Origin of the sequence: Mycobacterium asiaticum, assembly GCF_001673315.1 — a bacterium.
Classification (GTDB): Bacteria; Actinomycetota; Actinomycetes; order Mycobacteriales; family Mycobacteriaceae; genus Mycobacterium; species Mycobacterium asiaticum_B.
In genome coordinates, this window is the sequence record NZ_LZLQ01000148.1 from 1 (window position 1) to 14961 (window position 14961).

The 14961-nt window shown below is 65.9% G+C and carries 17 protein-coding genes; 10 read left to right on the forward strand and 7 right to left on the reverse strand.

From position 1 onward, the window contains the following. Positions 1-104 precede the first annotated feature (104 nt). Positions 105-464, forward strand: coding sequence for a hypothetical protein (locus tag A5636_RS23645; protein ID WP_065161081.1), 360 nt, complete (start codon positions 105-107; stop codon positions 462-464). On the opposite strand, the gene A5636_RS23650 is transcribed toward A5636_RS23645, so the two are convergent. Both A5636_RS23650 and bfr read right to left on the reverse strand, forming a co-directional pair. Then, complete coding sequence (locus A5636_RS23650) at positions 448-2511, reverse strand: MDR family MFS transporter (RefSeq protein ID WP_065161186.1); 2064 nt, start codon at positions 2509-2511, stop codon at positions 448-450. The genes A5636_RS23645 and A5636_RS23650 overlap by 17 nt on opposite strands. A gap of 79 nt (positions 2512-2590) precedes the next feature. Beyond that, positions 2591-3070 carry a bacterioferritin gene (gene bfr, locus A5636_RS23655; protein ID WP_065161187.1) on the reverse strand — a complete coding sequence of 160 codons (480 nt, stop codon included), beginning with the start codon at positions 3068-3070 and terminating at the stop codon, positions 2591-2593. Between the two features lie 293 nt (positions 3071-3363). Between bfr and A5636_RS25845 the strand changes: the two genes are divergently transcribed. Further along, the gene (locus A5636_RS25845; protein WP_081287966.1) at positions 3364-3555 is read left to right on the forward strand and encodes a (2Fe-2S)-binding protein; all 192 of its coding nucleotides are present in this window, start codon (positions 3364-3366) and stop codon (positions 3553-3555) included. Here the strand turns inward: A5636_RS25845 and A5636_RS23660 are convergent. From A5636_RS23660 to A5636_RS23675, 4 genes are all read right to left on the reverse strand, one after another. After that, positions 3552-4307, reverse strand: a complete 756-nt coding sequence (locus A5636_RS23660) for an enoyl-CoA hydratase/isomerase family protein (protein WP_065161082.1) — start codon at positions 4305-4307, stop codon at positions 3552-3554. The genes A5636_RS25845 and A5636_RS23660 overlap by 4 nt on opposite strands. A 9-nt stretch (positions 4308-4316) precedes the next feature. After that, positions 4317-4760 (reverse strand): TIGR03618 family F420-dependent PPOX class oxidoreductase, encoded by a 444-nt coding sequence (locus tag A5636_RS23665; protein WP_065161083.1) that lies wholly within the window; start codon positions 4758-4760, stop codon positions 4317-4319. Further along, positions 4757-5470 carry a hypothetical protein gene (locus tag A5636_RS23670; RefSeq protein ID WP_065161084.1) on the reverse strand — a complete coding sequence of 238 codons (714 nt, stop codon included), beginning with the start codon at positions 5468-5470 and terminating at the stop codon, positions 4757-4759. Before A5636_RS23670 ends, A5636_RS23665 begins: the two co-directional genes overlap by 4 nt. Before the next feature lie 63 nt (positions 5471-5533). Further along, positions 5534-6469: a hydrogen peroxide-inducible genes activator gene (locus A5636_RS23675; RefSeq protein WP_065161085.1), complete on the reverse strand. Its 936-nt coding sequence runs from the start codon at positions 6467-6469 to the stop codon at positions 5534-5536. Positions 6470-6569: 100 nt separating this feature from the next. On the opposite strand from A5636_RS23675, the gene A5636_RS23680 reads away from it, so the two are divergent. From A5636_RS23680 to A5636_RS23690, 3 genes are read left to right on the forward strand one after another with little or no spacing between them, the layout of a single operon-like run. Continuing rightward, positions 6570-7157 (forward strand): peroxiredoxin, encoded by a 588-nt coding sequence (locus A5636_RS23680; RefSeq protein ID WP_065161086.1) that lies wholly within the window; start codon positions 6570-6572, stop codon positions 7155-7157. Between the two features lie 12 nt (positions 7158-7169). Then, on the forward strand, positions 7170-7706 hold the full coding sequence (locus tag A5636_RS23685; protein WP_065161087.1) for an alkyl hydroperoxide reductase: 537 nt from the start codon (positions 7170-7172) through the stop codon (positions 7704-7706). A 10-nt stretch (positions 7707-7716) separates the two neighbouring features. Next, positions 7717-8997, forward strand: a complete 1281-nt coding sequence (locus A5636_RS23690; protein WP_065161088.1) for an alpha-amylase family glycosyl hydrolase — start codon at positions 7717-7719, stop codon at positions 8995-8997. Here A5636_RS23690 and A5636_RS23695 read toward each other — a convergent pair. After that, positions 8990-9415: a DUF1810 domain-containing protein gene (locus A5636_RS23695; protein WP_065161188.1), complete on the reverse strand. Its 426-nt coding sequence runs from the start codon at positions 9413-9415 to the stop codon at positions 8990-8992. The genes A5636_RS23690 and A5636_RS23695 overlap by 8 nt on opposite strands. A 32-nt stretch (positions 9416-9447) precedes the next feature. Between A5636_RS23695 and A5636_RS23700 the strand changes: the two genes are divergently transcribed. The 5 genes from A5636_RS23700 to A5636_RS23720 all read left to right on the forward strand — a co-directional run bounded on the left by A5636_RS23700 (position 9448) and on the right by A5636_RS23720 (position 14956). Continuing rightward, entirely contained in the window at positions 9448-10668 is a 1221-nt protein-coding gene (locus tag A5636_RS23700; RefSeq protein WP_065161089.1) for an alpha-hydroxy acid oxidase, read from the forward strand. A 72-nt stretch (positions 10669-10740) separates the two neighbouring features. Next, the gene (gene lon, locus A5636_RS23705; protein ID WP_065161189.1) at positions 10741-13071 is read left to right on the forward strand and encodes an endopeptidase La; all 2331 of its coding nucleotides are present in this window, start codon (positions 10741-10743) and stop codon (positions 13069-13071) included. 145 nt (positions 13072-13216) lie between these two features. Next, positions 13217-13549, forward strand: a complete 333-nt coding sequence (locus tag A5636_RS23710) for a TfoX/Sxy family protein (protein ID WP_065161090.1) — start codon at positions 13217-13219, stop codon at positions 13547-13549. A gap of 39 nt (positions 13550-13588) precedes the next feature. Further along, a complete protein-coding gene (locus A5636_RS23715) occupies positions 13589-14224 on the forward strand; it encodes an endonuclease (protein ID WP_065161091.1) in 636 nt (211 codons plus the stop codon). 6 nt (positions 14225-14230) lie between these two features. Beyond that, entirely contained in the window at positions 14231-14956 is a 726-nt protein-coding gene (locus A5636_RS23720) for a DUF72 domain-containing protein (RefSeq protein ID WP_065161092.1), read from the forward strand. Positions 14957-14961: the final 5 nt, after the last annotated feature.

Sequence of the window (14961 nt, forward strand, 5' to 3'; positions counted from 1 at the left end):
GGTGAACCCTGGCCCGGTCCCCGGCGCCGACGACGCCGGGGACCGGGCCAGGGTTCACCCCGCCCTACGCCGCGGCCCCTCCAGGTATCGGATTCGACTCCGGGATGGGCGTCAAAGCCAGCACCGGCGCCAAAAGGCAGGCGGAGCAACCCGATACCTCCGCAGCAGCGGCGCCGGCAGCCGCGTCCGCACCGGGGCGCGCACGGCGCCGGAGGCAGGCACGGCAGCGCCGCCACGACGACGAATTCATGGATATGAATGTCGACGTCGATCCCGAGTGGGCGCCGCAGTCCAGTGCGCGCGGCGCCGGCCAATTGGGATTCGCCGGCACGCTACGGAACGAAAACATTGGTGACGCCGCCGGATTGGTGACTCTGGCGAGCGGCGAATTCGGTGGCGGCGTCAACCTGCCCATGCTGCCCGGCAGCTGGACTGCCGAGGATGACCTCAACCCGCCGCGATAGCCTGCGTAGCCTTCGGTGGCGAATCTTCGAACCAATCCCGTTGCGCGATAATGCGGTACGCGATTCGACCGAGTGCGGCCTCGACGTCGCGACGGTCCGGGCGACCGGCGAAACCAGGTGACCGGGACAGCTTGTCGATCACCCAGTTCAACAGCAGGGAATACACGTAGTCGACCTGTTGGGAGCCTGCCGGAGTGAGCGACAGTCGATCGCCGTCTCGCACTACGTAGCCACCGGCGGCGAGACGGTTGAAGGTGGGTTCCAGGACTTCGAACGGTATTTGCAGGTTGTCGCCGATGTCGGTGAGCCTTGCCGTTCCGAAGAACTGCGCGTAGCGATTCACCCGCAATATCGCCCATAGCCCGGCGACGTCTAGCCGGCAATCGGGCCGCAACGCGATACTACGCAACCGCACGCCGGGTTCGCCGCGCAGCATGCGCGCGATCGCGTTCTCCAGCAACCGTTCCGGTGTGTCGGAGCTGGGCATGCCGAACCCGTCACCGAGGTCGACGGCGCTGTTGTGGATGTCGCGCAGCGGGACCTCCCGAAGAAACAGTGCCAGCACGAAACCGACTGCGGCAACCGGTGCCGCCCAGAGGAATACCTGCGACAGGGACTCGGCGTAGGCGCGCACGATCGGTTCGGCCACCGCGGCCGGTTGCCGGTGTAGCGCGCCGGGAGAACTGACCGCCTCGCGAGGCGCGCCCGTGGCCGCCAGCGCCGAGGCCAGTCTCGAGTTGAGGAAATTGGCGAACAGCGAGCCGAATATGGCCGCCCCGAATGAGCTGCCGATGGTGCGGAAGAAGCTCACGCCCGACGTCGCGACGCCGAGATCCTCGAAGTTCGACGTGTTCTGCACGATGAGCACCAGCACTTGCATGGACAGCCCGATCCCGGCGCCCAGCATGAACAGGTAGATCGATTGCACCGTCGCGGGTGTCGATCCATCCATGCGAGACATCAACACGAACGCCAGCGTCATGAGCGCGGTGCCGACGACCGGAAATATCTTGTAGCGGCCCGTGCGCCCGACCATGCTGCCGCTGCCGGTGGACGTGATCAACATTCCGGCGACCATCGGCAAGGTGCGCAACCCCGACGTGGTCGCTGATACGCCGTCGACGTACTGCATGAAGGTCGGCAGGAAGGTCATGGCGCCCAGCATGGCGAACCCCACGACGAACGAGAGCACACAGCACACGGTGAACACCGGGCTGCCGAACAGGCGGATCGGCAGAATCGGCTCTGCGACACGACTTTCCACCCAGACAAACGCACCCAGAGCTGCCGCTGAGCCCACGAACAGACCGATGATCGTCGCCGACGTCCACGGGTAGAGGGTGCCGCCCCAACTGGTGGCCAGGGTCAGACCCGCCGCACCCACGCCGATGAACAGGATGCCGGCGTAGTCGACCCGGGGCTTGGTGGTGGCCGTCAGTGCCGGGATGGCCGCGGCCGCCACGCAGATCACCACTACCGAGACCGGCAGGTTGATCCAGAACGCCCAACGCCAGGTCAGGTAGTCGGTGAAGTAGCCGCCGAGCAACGGGCCCACCACCGTGGTGACGCCGAACACGGCGCCTAACATGCCTTGGTAGCGGCCGCGCTCTCGCAGCGGCACCACCTCGCCGATCAGCGCGCTGGCCGTCACGGTGATCGCTCCCCCGCCGATCCCCTGCAAAGCGCGGGCGCCGACCAGCATGGTCATCGATTGCGCAAGACCACAGCCCACCGACCCCGCGACGAAGAACAGCACCGCGACCTCGAACACCCGCTTACGGCCGAACATGTCACCGAACTTGCCCACGAGCGCGGTGACGATCGTCGAGGCCAGCAGGTAGCTGGTCACCACCCACGACTGGCGACCGGCATCCCCCAGGTCGGCGACGATCGTCGGTAACGCGGTCGCCACGATGGTCTGGTCCAGCGCGGCGAGCAGCATCCCGAGCACGATGGCCAGGAAGATGAAGTTGCGCCGCTGCGGAGTGATCAGCGTGCTGCCAGGGGTGGCGTCCCCTTCCGCGGAGGGCCGGGGCGGGGCGGTCAGCGGTGCCTTGGACGTTGTCACGGCACCAAGGATGCCCTGATCGTGGCCGGCCAATCAGGTAAGGGGTCGCGGCGCGCGGTCAGCTGGGCGGACGCGAGACGCACTGGGCGGAGTACAACTCTTCGCCCAGTTTGTCCATCAGCTCCAGCTGTGTCTCCAGGTAGTCGACGTGGCTTTCCTCGTCGGCCACGATTCCCTCGAGCAGCGTCGCGCTGGTGCTGTCCTGCTTCTCCCGGCACATGAGGATGCCTGGTTTGAGCCGGGCCAGCACCTCGTACTCGATGGCCAGGTCGGCCTCGAACTGCTCACGCAGCGTCTGGCCGATGCGCAGCGAGAAGATGCGCTGGTAGTTCGGCAAGCCGTCCAGCAACAGGATGCGGTCGGTGATTGCCTCCGCGTGCCGCATCTCGTCGAACGATTCGGCCCGGGTATGGCTTGCCAGTTCCGTGAAACCCCAGTTGTCCTGCATCTTCGAATGCAGAAAATACTGGTTGATGGCGGTCAGCTCACTGGTCAACTGCTCGTTGAGCAGGCGCAAAACATCCGGATCACCTTGCATGATCACTCCTACGGTAAGGGCTGTCATGGCGACCGCCGGCCTGCTGGGCTGGAGCGGGCCGGGCGGGGTGTAGCAGCGCCGGTCGATGTCAGCAACGCGGTGCCGGTTCAAATGTAATGCCTCTGAGGGGGGTCGGCGCAGACTTAATTGCGCCGTCGGCGCGTCCCGATCGGCGCGAGGCCGGTAACGATTTTGGTAGTTAGGTTAGACTCTGCTAACCGAGTTAGGTTAGACTCCACTAATATGGGGCCCGCGCACAAAGCTCTCGGTGATCACTCGGAAGGTGTTTGCTGATGTACGTGTGCCTGTGCGTCGGTGCCACCAATCAGACTGTTTGCGACGTTGTTGCGCGGGGCGCAGCGACTTCCAAGGAGATTGCTGCGGCGTGCGGTGCCGGAGGCGATTGCGGTCGTTGCCGCCGCACGATCCGCGCGATCCTTGCGGCTTCCCGGGTCGAGTCAGCTGAACTGAGCCCCTCGCTCTAGCGCGTGCGGTTGCTGAAATCCGCCAGGGCCGCAGCGTTGGCCTGAGCCCCCATCAACTCGGCGAAATGCGCGTTCTCCCGTGCCGTCGCAGCGGCGATCTCGGGCCGCAGGGGTTCGAGCATGGTGTGCTTGACCGCCATCAGGCTCGCGATGGGTCGGCCGGCGAGAATGTCGGCATGCCGACGGGCCTCGGGCAACAGCTCGTCGGGTTCGCAGACCCGCCACACCAAACCCATCCGCAGCGCCTCGGCTGCGTCGACCCATTCTGAGGACAGCAACAGCCAGGCGGCGTTTTGCCGTCCCATCAAGCGCGGCAGCAGGTAGGACGACGCCGCTTCGGGCGCCACACCCAAACTGGTGAACGGACATTTCAGCCGCGCGGTCGAGGACATGAACGCCAGGTCCGCGTACCCGAGGATGGTGGCGCCGATGCCCAGTCCGACACCATTCACCGCGCAGATCAGCGGCTTGGGAAAGGCGGCGAGCGCCTCGATCAGCCCGCGGAAGCCGTACTGGCCTTCTTGGAAGTCCGGGTCGGTGATGCGGGCCTGCATCTCGGCCAGATCGGTGCCGGCGCTGAAGCCGCGTCCGGCGCCGGTCAACAGGACGACGGCGACCTCGGGATCCTCGGCAGCGTCCAGTAAGGCCTGTGCGGTGGCGTCGTAGAGGGCTTCGTTGAAGGCGTTGAGCGCTTCGGGACGATTCAACGTCAGCGTGCGGACCCGGTTTTCCTCGTCGATCAGCAGCGTCACCGCTGGATCTTATCTGTTGCTGTAGACGCGGGTCGGCTCGATCAGCACCACCGCACGCCGCTCCTGCGTCATCACCCGGTCGTACTCGTCCCAATCGTCGTGGGCGCCACCCGCCGCGGTGAACACGTCGCGCAGCAACTGTCGCAGGTGATCGGGGCCGGTCACCCAGGATTGTGCGTCATCGGGTCCCGCCAGCTCGGCGCGGCCTTCGACGGTGGCCCACCGCCAGCCGTTGCGGAACGTGACGGCCAGTTGTGGACGCGCCCGCAGGTTCGCCAGCTTGACCTTGCCGTAGGTGGTGAAGCCCAGTACCGGCGCTCCCCCGGACGGGTGTGGCAGAAGGCCGACGTTGACCAGCGAAGCCTGGACCGTGCCGTCGGCGCGGACCGTGGAAACCACCGCCAGACCGCTTTCGGATGCGGCCAGTGCCACTGCCTCGACAAGTGTCGTCATGGATGTTCCTCAGTCGTAAAAGGTGTCTTCATCACGTAACGGCTGGTGGGCACGGTGTCGATGTTCTCGTTGGCGCCGAACGCCGATGTGCTGGACACCATCCGGCCAACTCGGTGCTGCAGGTCGGCGTCGTCGGCCGCCCCGAAGAACGCTTTCAGATCCGACACCGCGGCCGCGGGAAACAACTCCTCGACGATCGCAGAAATTTCCGGGGCATCCGCGGTGAGGGATCGTACGACCCAGTTCTGGGTGTAACCGAAGGTCGACTGGGTCTCGATGGCGACCGGTGTGTGGTCTAGCTGCCACCGGTTCAGCCAGGTCGCCTGGTCCAGGCCGGAGGGTCGGCGAAGCAACGCGATATTCGCCAAACCCGTTGTGCGAGTGCTAGGTTGGGCTACCGGACCGGGCAGCGGAACGGATTCGGTCACCAGGTAAGCGGCGAGCCGCTCGCATTCATCAGCCAACAGGCCCAGCGCCGCGGCGGCCTGCGCGCCGTAGCACTGCTGGGTCCACATGCTCACCACCGCGGCGACCGGTGGATCGAGGGTCGTCAAGGTCATCATCGACCCGCGCACGGGAGCATCACGGACATTGACCGACAACCCCGGCAGTCCCAGTTCCAGCAGTTCCTCGGCGACCGGACCCCGTTGGCGGGCACACCACTGGTCGTCCGGTTCGGCGCGCCTGAGTATGGCGATGACCTTCTCCATGTGCCGAACCTTACGTCTGCCTGACGTCTGCCTTACGTCACATCTGCCTTACGTCTGCCGGCATCAGGCGATGAGGCGTACCGGCAGTTCGGCGCTGACCAGTTCCCCGATGATCCGGGCCAGCCGCTGATAGGAGTCGTCACGACCGCTGGATGAGCGGAAGACCAGCCCGATCCGCCGCCCGGGCCGCGGTGCGCCGAAGCGCGCGAGCGCGACGCCACCACGCGTCGCTTCCACGGATACCGCGCTGTCCGGGATCAGCGTGACACCGAGTCCACCGGCCACGCACTGCACCGCCGTCGTCAGGGAGGCGGCCCGCGTGTCGGCGAGTTCGGCCTGTATGCCGGCGCTGCGGCAGACGTCCAGTGCCTGATCGCGCAGACAGTGGCCCTCGTCGAGTAGCAGCAGCGGCAATTCGGCCAGCGTCGCGGCGGGCACTCGGGACTTGCCCGCCAGCCGGTGTCCGGGCGGCAGGGCTAAGACGAAGTCCTCAGCGTAGATGGGTATCTCGGTGACGCCGCTGGTGTCGGCGGGCAGCGCGATCAATGCGGCGTCCAACACGCCTTCGCGTAAGACCAGCAGCAACCGATCGGTTTGGTCCTCGACGACCCGCACGGTGAGATCGGGTAGTCGACTCGCTAACCCGGACAGCACGGTGGGCAACACATAGGGGGCCACGGTGGGGATGAATCCCAAGCGGATGCTGCCTTGCAGCGGGTCGGACACCCCCGCCGCTGTGGTTGTGAACGTGTCCGCCGCTTCGACCGCCGCCCGCGCCAGTGGCAGCAACCGGATGCCTTCGGTCGTCACTCGGACACTGCGGGTGGAGCGTTCCACCAGACGGGTGCCGAGGCCGGCCTCCAGGCTGGCCAGGGCCTGTGACAACGTGGACTGACTTACCCCGAGAGCCGTTGCCGCGCTTCCGAAATGCTGTTTCTCCGCGACTGCGACGAACGCCCGCAACCCGGCCAGGGTCGGCTGAAAACTCTTATCGGTCATGGCTATCAGTCTAGTGCGATATATCACCTTTACTTCATGACGATCGAGGGGCAATATGTGAGTTATCGAATAATCTGGAATTAATCCAAAAAGGAGTGACATGTCTCTGTTGACTATCGGCGAGCAGTTCCCCGCCTACAACTTGACCGCGCTGATCGGCGGTGACCTGTCGCAGGTGGACGCCCAGCAGCCCGACGACTACTTCACCACCATCTCGAGTGACGACTACGCCGGCAAGTGGCGGGTGGTGTTCTTCTGGCCCAAGGACTTTACCTTCGTGTGCCCCACCGAGATCGCGGCGTTCGGCAAGCTTAACGACGAGTTCGAGGACCGTGACACGCAGGTACTCGGGGTTTCGGTCGACAGTGAGTTCGTGCACTTCCAGTGGCGCGCCCAGCACGAGGACCTCAAGAAGCTGCCGTTCCCGATGCTCTCGGACATCAAGCGAGAACTGGTCGAGGCGACCGGCGTGCTCAACGCCGACGGTGTCGCCGACCGCGTCACCTTCATCGTCGACCCCAACAACGAAATCCAATTCGTCTCGGCGACGGCCGGATCCGTGGGGCGTAACGTCGACGAGGTGCTGAGGGTTTTGGACGCATTGCAATCCGACGAGCTGTGTGCCTGCAACTGGCGCAAGGGTGACCCGACGATCGACGCGGGCGAGCTGCTCAGGGCTTCGGCCTAGGGGGAGGGAAAGATGACCGTAGAAAATCTCAAGGCCGCACTGCCCGAGTACGCAAAAGACCTCAAGCTCAACCTGGGCTCGATTTCCCGCACCACGGTATTGACTCAGGAGCAGCTCTGGGGCACCCTGCTGGCCAGTGCCGCGGCAACACGAAACGCTCAGGTGCTCAGTGAGATTGCTGCCGAGGCGGCCGACAACCTGTCTGCGGAGGCCTACAACGCGGCGCTGGGAGCCGCATCGATCATGGGTATGAACAACGTGTTCTACCGGGCACGTGGAGCCCTCGGCGGCAAATACGACGACTTGCGTCCCGGGTTGCGGATGAACATCATGGCCAATCCTGGAGTGGACAAAGCGAACTTCGAGTTGTGGAGTTTCGCAGTGTCGTCGATCAACGGATGCTCGCACTGCATGGTCGCTCACGAACACACCTTGCGCGAGTCGGGTGTCGGCCGCGAGGCCGTGCTCGAGGCGCTGAAGGTCGCGGCAATCGTTTCCGGTGTGGCCCAAGCGATCACCACCGCCGATACCTTGGCGACGGTCGGCTGATCGCCGCGCCATGACCGAACCCGCCTGGGTGCAGCACACTATCTGGTGGCAGGTCTATCCCCTGGGCTTCGTCGGAGCGTTTCCTGCCGAACCTCCGCCGGGCCCAGGGGAACACCGGCTGCGCCGGCTCGTCGACTGGTTCGACCACGCCATCGCGCTGGGCGCATCCGGCGTGGCCCTGGGGCCGATATTCGCATCGCGCACCCACGGTTATGACACCACCGACCACTACCAGATCGACCCGCGCCTCGGCGGCGACGAAGACTTCGACTATCTCGTGGCAGAGGCGCACCGCCGCGGTCTGCGCATCCTGCTCGACGGCGTGTTCAACCATGTGGGCGCGGATTTCCCCCGTTACCGTGACCCCGCATCGGCGCACTGGTTCAGCGGCGGCAACTTCGAAGGCCACGACGAACTGATCGGCCTCAACCACGACAGTCCCGAGGTGGCTGACTATGTCGTCGACGTCATGGCGCACTGGTTGGGACGTGGTGCCGACGGCTGGCGTCTGGATGCGGCTTATACGGTGCCGCAGCGTTTTTGGGCTGATGCGCTGCCCAGGGTCCGCGACCGTCATCCGGAGGCCTGGTTCGTCGGCGAATATATTCACGGCGATTACGCGGCCGAAGTCCGGGATGCCGGGTTGGACTCGGCTACCCAATACGAACTGTGGAAGGCGATCTGGAGCAGCCTCAATGACGGCAACTTCTTCGAGTTGGACTGGGCGCTGCAGCGGCACAACCAATTTCTCGCGGAGTTCGCGCCGTTGACCTTCGTCGGCAATCACGATGTCACCCGGATCGCCAGTCAACTGCGCCACCCCGACCACCAGGCGCACGCCCTGGCTGTCCTGCTGACGGTGGGCGGTGTGCCCAGCGTCTACGCCGGCGACGAGTTCGGCTGGCGCGGAGTCAAAGAAGAGCGGTACGGCGGTGACGATGCGGTTCGACCGGAATTCGCCACTCCCCCAGTGCAACTCGACGAGTCAGGAACCCAGACCTGGGCCTTGCACCAATTCCTGGTCGGTTTGCGCCGCCGCCATCCCTGGCTGCACGCGGCGACGACAAGCGCGGTATTGCTGGAAAACAAGCACTACGTGTACCAGACCCGGCGCGGTGACGACGCGCTGCTGGTCGCGCTCAACATCGACGACGTACCACTGCGGCTGTCGCTGCCCGAGCTGGGCACGCCGCGGGCACAGGTGCTGGCCGGGTCGTCGGCCCCGCCCGAACAGGTCGTCGACACCCTGACCGTCGAGCCGCACGGCTGGCGGATCCTGCGTCCTAGCTGAGCCGCGCAACCGTCCGCGGGTCCTCCTCGCCGTCGTAGTACTTGTCGAGCAGCTCGACGAAATCCTCGTTGTCACTGGTGGCCCGGGCGAACAGCGTCATCGACGACCGCAGCTTCAGGTCGTCCGGCGAGCCGAATATCTGCCCAGCCGAGCGGCCCTGTACCTGGTTGACCAGCCGGACGCACTCGCGCAATCGGGGCCCGAGCAGGTCATGCTCGAGGTAGGCGCGGACTTCCTCGAGCGAGGAGATCCCGTAGTAATCCGCCGTCGGGCTGCTGCCCAGCCCGCGCAACTGCGGGAACGCGAACCACATCCAGTGGCTGCGTTTGCGTCCGGCCCGCAACTCGTCCACGACGTCGCGGTAGACGGGGGCCTGAGCGTCCACGAAGCGCTGGAGATCGAACGGATCATCGGCCATTTCTCCCACCTCCACACTGGTTAGATGAACTGATGGCGGTCGAACGGCGGATACCCAAATATCGGGACCTGGCACCGCTGCTGCAGTTCAAGAGGCCGCAACTCAACCGTGCCCGACGACGACTCGATGCCGCGCTCACCATCGAAGACCTGCGCCGGATCGCCAAACGACGGACACCGAAAGCGGCGTTCGACTACACCGACGGTGCGGCCGAGGACGAGCTGTCCATCGCGCGGGCCCGACAAGCCTTCCGCGACATCGAGTTTCATCCGACCATTCTGCGCAATGTCAGCAATGTGACCGCAGGCTGGAACGTCCTGGGCCAACCCGTGGTCCTGCCCTTTGCCATCGCTCCCACCGGGTTCACCCGCTTGATGCACACCGCAGGTGAGATTGCCGGCGCCCGGGCAGCAGCCGCGGCCGGCATACCGTTTTCGTTGTCCACCCTTGGTACCAGCTCCATCGAAGGCGTCGCGACGGCTGTACCGCAGGGCCGCAAGTGGTTTCAGCTGTACATGTGGAAGGACCGCGATCGGTCGATGGCCCTGGTGCAGCGTGCGGCCGACGCGGGGTTCGACACCATGCTGGTGACGGTGGACGTTCCGGTCGCCGGTGCGCGGTTGCGCGATGTCCGCAACGGAATGTCCATTCCGCCGGCACTGACCCTGCGCACCGTGCTCGACGCCGTGCCTCATCCGCATTGGTGGTTCGACCTGTTGACCACCGAACCGCTGTCATTCGCGTCGCTGGACCGCTGGTCGGGCACCGTCGGAGAGTATTTGAACTCCATGTTCGACCCCAGCGTCACCTTCGACGACCTGGCCTGGATCAAATCGCACTGGCCCGGCAAGCTCGTCGTCAAAGGGATTCAGACGCTGGACGACGCCCGGACAGTGGTCGACCGCGGCGTCGACGGGATTGTCCTGTCCAATCATGGTGGGCGCCAGCTTGATCGGGCTCCAGTGCCGTTCCACCTGTTGCCGTCGGTAGCCCGCGAGCTGGGCAAGGACACCGAAATCCTGCTGGACACCGGCATCATGTCGGGCGCCGACATCGTCGCGGCGATCGCGCTGGGGGCGCGGTGCACGCTGGTCGGGCGGGCATACCTCTACGGCCTGATGGCCGGTGGCGAGGCGGGCGTGCGCAAAGCAATCGACATCCTGGAAAGCGGAGTGCTGCGGACCATGGCCCTGCTGGGCGTGACGTGCCTCGAAGAACTGTCGCCCAAGCATGTGACCCAACTCGCCCGTTAGCTCGCGAGAGGACGGGAACAAACCGGAACCGGCCAAGGTTGAGCCAAACGGACTTAACTTTTGGAGGATTTGATGGCTGAAGCCAAATCACTGCCCGTCCTGTTCGCTACCGACACGATCGTGCTGCCGGGAATGGTGGTGCCGATCGCGCTGGACGACGCTGCCCGCGCAGCGGTCGACGCCGCCCAGGCCAGCGAGTCCCGGGAGCTGTTGATCGCACCCCGGTTGGAGGACCGCTATCCGACCCACGGCGTCGTGGCAAAGATCTTGCAGGTCGGCCGGATAGCCGGCGGGGGCACTGCTGCCGTGGTGCGCGGTGAACGGCGCGCCCACATCGGTGCGGGCGCCACCGGGCCCGGTGCGGCGTTGTGGGTCGAGGTGACCGATGTCGACGAGGCCGACACGAACGACGAAATCGTGGGGTTGGCTGCGGAATACAAGAAGCTGCTGCTGGCGATGCTGCAACGCCGCGACGCCTGGCAGATCATCGACCACGTCAACAGCCTGACCGACCCGTCCGCGCTGGCTGACACCTCCGGTTACGCCTCGTACCTGTCTGATGTACAGAAGCGGCAACTGCTGGAGACCGTTGATGTGGGCCGTCGGCTCCGCCTGCTGATCGACTGGACCAGCGAGCACCTGGCCGAGGTCGAGGTTAGCGACAAGATCGCCGAAGACGTCCGCGAAGGCATGGAAAAGACGCAGAAGGAATTCCTGCTGCGCCAACAGCTGGCCGCCATCCGCAAGGAACTCGGTGAGGGCGAGCCCGAAGGCTCCGAGGACTACCGGGCCCGCGTCGAGGCCGCCGATTTGCCGGAAAAAGTGCGCGAGGCCGCACTGCGCGAGGTGGGAAAGCTGGAACGCGCCAGCGATCAGAGCCCGGAAAGCGGCTGGATCCGCACCTGGCTGGACACCGTCCTGGACCTGCCCTGGAACGTGCGCACCGACGACTCGACCGACCTGGCGGCGGCCCGGACCGTCTTGGACGCCGACCACCACGGGCTGGACGATGTCAAGGACCGCATCGTCGAATACCTGGCGGTGCGCACCCGCCGCGCACAGCGCGGCCTGCAGGTGGTCGGCGGTCGTGGCTCCGGCGCGGTGATGGTGCTGGCTGGGCCCCCCGGGGTCGGCAAGACCTCCCTGGGTGAGAGCGTGGCCCGGGCGCTGGGCCGCAAGTTCGTGCGGGTCGCCCTGGGCGGTGTGCGCGACGAGGCCGAGATCCGCGGGCACCGCCGTACTTACGTGGGCGCGCTGCCGGGCCGCATCGTGCGAGCCATCGCTGAAGCTGAGTCGATGAATCCCGTTGTGCTGCTGGACGAAATCGACAAGGTCGGTTCCGATTACCGGGGCGACCCGAGCGCGGCATTGCTCGAGGTGCTCGACCCGGCGCAGAATCACACGTTCCGCGACCACTACCTGGATCTGGACTTGGACCTGTCCGACGTGGTGTTCCTGGCCACCGCCAACGTGATCGAGAACATCCCGTCGGCACTGCTGGACCGCATGGAACTGGTGCAGATCGACGGTTACACCGAGGACGACAAGGTTGCGATCGCGCGTGACTACCTGCTGCCCCGGCAGCGGGACCGGGCGGCGCTGACCGACGACGAAGTCACGGTCACCGACGCCGCACTGCGCAAGATCGCCGCCGACTACACCCGCGAACCTGGGGTGCGGCAGTTCGAACGGCTGCTGGCCAAGGCGCTGCGCAAGGTGACCACCCGGCTCGCCGAGAACGCCGAGCCGATCACCGTCGACGAATCCGATCTGGTGACTTACCTTGGCCGGCCACGGTTTACCCCGGAATCGGCGGAGCGCACCGCGGTGCCCGGGGTGGCGACCGGCCTGGCCGTCACGGGCCTGGGTGGCGATGTGCTCTACATCGAGGCGGGCGCCACCGATGGTGAACAGGGGCTGCAGCTGACGGGTCAGTTGGGCGACGTGATGAAGGAGTCGGCACAGATCGCGCTCTCCTACGTGCGTTCGCACGCAGCCGAACTCGGCGTCGATCCGACCGCGCTGGACCGTCGCATTCACGTGCACGTGCCGGCCGGCGCGGTGCCCAAAGACGGGCCGTCGGCCGGGGTGACGATGGTGACCGCGTTGGTGTCGATGGCCACCGGACGTCAAGTGCGCTCGGATGTCGGCATGACCGGCGAGGTCACGCTGAACGGCCGGGTATTGCCGATCGGCGGCGTCAAGCAGAAACTGCTTGCCGCCCAACGTGCCGGACTGTCAACGGTTTTCATCCCGGCACGCAACGAGCCGGATCTGGACCCGGAACATGGAGGAGTGCCCGCCGAAGTGCTGGAAGCTTTGACGGTCAAACCGATGACCGACGTGGCCGAGATCGTGGCACTGGCCCTGGAACCGGCGGAGGTCGCGACGGCCGCCGCCTAAGCGTTAGGGTGCACCGATGGCCGCCTTGCTGCGCAAACTGTTTGGGATCGGCGATCCCCTGCCGCCGTCCGTTGCTGTCTCGGTGCCGCCGGAGTGGGTGCTGGGCGGCGTCGGTACCGCGCGGTCCGTGTAGGTCCGCCCCGCCATGGCCTACGACACCGACCTCGCCGACCGGGTTCGCGAACTGCTGGCGCCGCGGCCTGCCGTCGACGAAAAGCGGATGTTCGGCGGCCTGGCCTTCCTGATCGCAGGGAACATGGCGGTCGCGGTCAGCGGTCAGGGCGGGCTGCTGGTGCGGGTGCCGCCGGAGGACACCGCGAAGTTGCTCACCCGGGCGCACGTCAGCCCGATGGTCATGGCCGGTAGGGAAACCCGCGGTTGGCTACGGGTAGCTGCGGACGCCGTGAAAACCAAACGCCAACTGCAGAGTTGGATCGAGCGTGGCGCCAACTATGCGGGTAGCCTGCCGCCCAAGTAGCAGGGGTTTGCGCTGTGGCGTGGTGGGTACGCCGCGCGTATGGGTAGCTCCGAACAGCGGGTACGGCGGCTGCTCAAGGTCGCCGGCACCACCTACGCCGCCGAGGCCGGCATTGACGTCAAAGACAAGCCCATGCCGCTGTTTCAGTTGCTGGTGCTGTGCATGCTGGCCAGCAAGCCGATCGACGCCTCCATCGCGATGAGCGCTGCGCGGGAACTGTTCGGAGCGGGGCTGCGCACCCCGAAGGCCGTGCTGGCATCCGACCGACCCGCCATGATCCAGGCGTTCGGCCGCGCCCACTACGTGCGCTATGACGAGAGTTCGGCCACCAGGCTCACCGACATCGCCTCGATGGTGCGTGACGAATTCGGCGGTGACCTGCGCGAGGTTGCCCGCCGCAGTGACCGGGACACGCGTAAGGCGGCGGGAATACTCAAGGGGTTCAAGGGTATTGGTGACACCGGTGCGGACATCTTTTTGCGTGAGGTGCAAGACGTGTGGACCTGGGCACGGCCACACTTCGACGACCGGGCCACCGCGGCGGCCAAGGCGTTGGGACTGCCCGCCGACCCACGTGAGCTGTCCGCCCTGGCGCCGCGCAGCAACGCGCGGTTGGCGGCGGCCTTGGTGCGGACGTCGCTGGACGACGATCTCCGCCGACAGGTAACCGGCTGACCCGCGATGACCGTGCGGATCGGTACTTCGGGGTGGTCCTACGACCACTGGACCGACGTGCTGTACCGGCCGGGCCTGCCCGCCGCCAAGCGGCTGTCACGTTACGTCGAAGTCTTCGACACTGTGGAACTCAACGCGAGTTTCTACCGCTGGCCCAAGGATTCGACCTTTGCCGGCTGGCGTGAGCGGTTGCCCCCGGGTTTCACCATGTCGGTGAAGGCGCATCGCGGTCTGACCCACTACCGTCGGCTGGGCTCGCCGGAACCCTGGATCGAACGGTTCGAACGTTGTTGGCAGGCGCTCGGTGATCGCCGGGGGGTGCTGCTGGTTCAACTTCATCCAGAGCAGCAGCGCGATGACACCCGGCTGGATTCGTTCCTGGGCATGATGCCGGCGTCCATCCGGACAGCCGTGGAGTTGCGCCACCCGTCCTGGGACGTGCCCGAGGTCTACGCCCTGCTGGAAAAGCACCGCGCCGCATACGTGGTGATGAGCGGTGCGAACCTGGTGTGCGTGCCGCGGGCCACCACCGATTTCGTGTATGCGCGGATGCACGGACCGGAGCCGGCCTCGATGTACACCGGTTCCTACACCGCCGAAGACCTGCGCTGGTGGGCCGACCGAATCACCGAGTGGGACAACGAAGGTCGCGACGTGTGGATGTATTTCAACAATGACCTCGGGGGTCACGCTGTTCGCAATGCGTTGTCGCTGCGGGAATTACTCGGATAGCGGGC

Excerpts from the sequence above, each read along its gene's own strand:
- A5636_RS23710 (WP_065161090.1), top strand. The coding sequence starts at position 13,217 with ATGGCCTACGACACCGACCTCGCCGACCGGGTTCGCGAACTGCTGGCG.
- A5636_RS23665 (WP_065161083.1), bottom strand. The coding sequence starts at position 4,760 with ATGACGACACTTGTCGAGGCAGTGGCACTGGCCGCATCCGAAAGCGGT.
- bfr (WP_065161187.1), bottom strand. The coding sequence starts at position 3,070 with ATGCAAGGTGATCCGGATGTTTTGCGCCTGCTCAACGAGCAGTTGACC.
- A5636_RS23680 (WP_065161086.1), top strand. The coding sequence starts at position 6,570 with ATGTCTCTGTTGACTATCGGCGAGCAGTTCCCCGCCTACAACTTGACC.
- A5636_RS23690 (WP_065161088.1), top strand. The coding sequence starts at position 7,717 with ATGACCGAACCCGCCTGGGTGCAGCACACTATCTGGTGGCAGGTCTAT.
- A5636_RS23675 (WP_065161085.1), bottom strand. The coding sequence starts at position 6,469 with ATGACCGATAAGAGTTTTCAGCCGACCCTGGCCGGGTTGCGGGCGTTC.
- A5636_RS23670 (WP_065161084.1), bottom strand. The coding sequence starts at position 5,470 with ATGGAGAAGGTCATCGCCATACTCAGGCGCGCCGAACCGGACGACCAG.
- A5636_RS23720 (WP_065161092.1), top strand. The coding sequence starts at position 14,231 with ATGACCGTGCGGATCGGTACTTCGGGGTGGTCCTACGACCACTGGACC.
- A5636_RS23695 (WP_065161188.1), bottom strand. The coding sequence starts at position 9,415 with ATGGCCGATGATCCGTTCGATCTCCAGCGCTTCGTGGACGCTCAGGCC.
- lon (WP_065161189.1), top strand. The coding sequence starts at position 10,741 with ATGGCTGAAGCCAAATCACTGCCCGTCCTGTTCGCTACCGACACGATC.
- A5636_RS23685 (WP_065161087.1), top strand. The coding sequence starts at position 7,170 with ATGACCGTAGAAAATCTCAAGGCCGCACTGCCCGAGTACGCAAAAGAC.
- A5636_RS23700 (WP_065161089.1), top strand. The coding sequence starts at position 9,448 with ATGGCGGTCGAACGGCGGATACCCAAATATCGGGACCTGGCACCGCTG.
- A5636_RS25845 (WP_081287966.1), top strand. The coding sequence starts at position 3,364 with ATGTACGTGTGCCTGTGCGTCGGTGCCACCAATCAGACTGTTTGCGAC.
- A5636_RS23715 (WP_065161091.1), top strand. The coding sequence starts at position 13,589 with ATGGGTAGCTCCGAACAGCGGGTACGGCGGCTGCTCAAGGTCGCCGGC.
- A5636_RS23645 (WP_065161081.1), top strand. The coding sequence starts at position 105 with ATGGGCGTCAAAGCCAGCACCGGCGCCAAAAGGCAGGCGGAGCAACCC.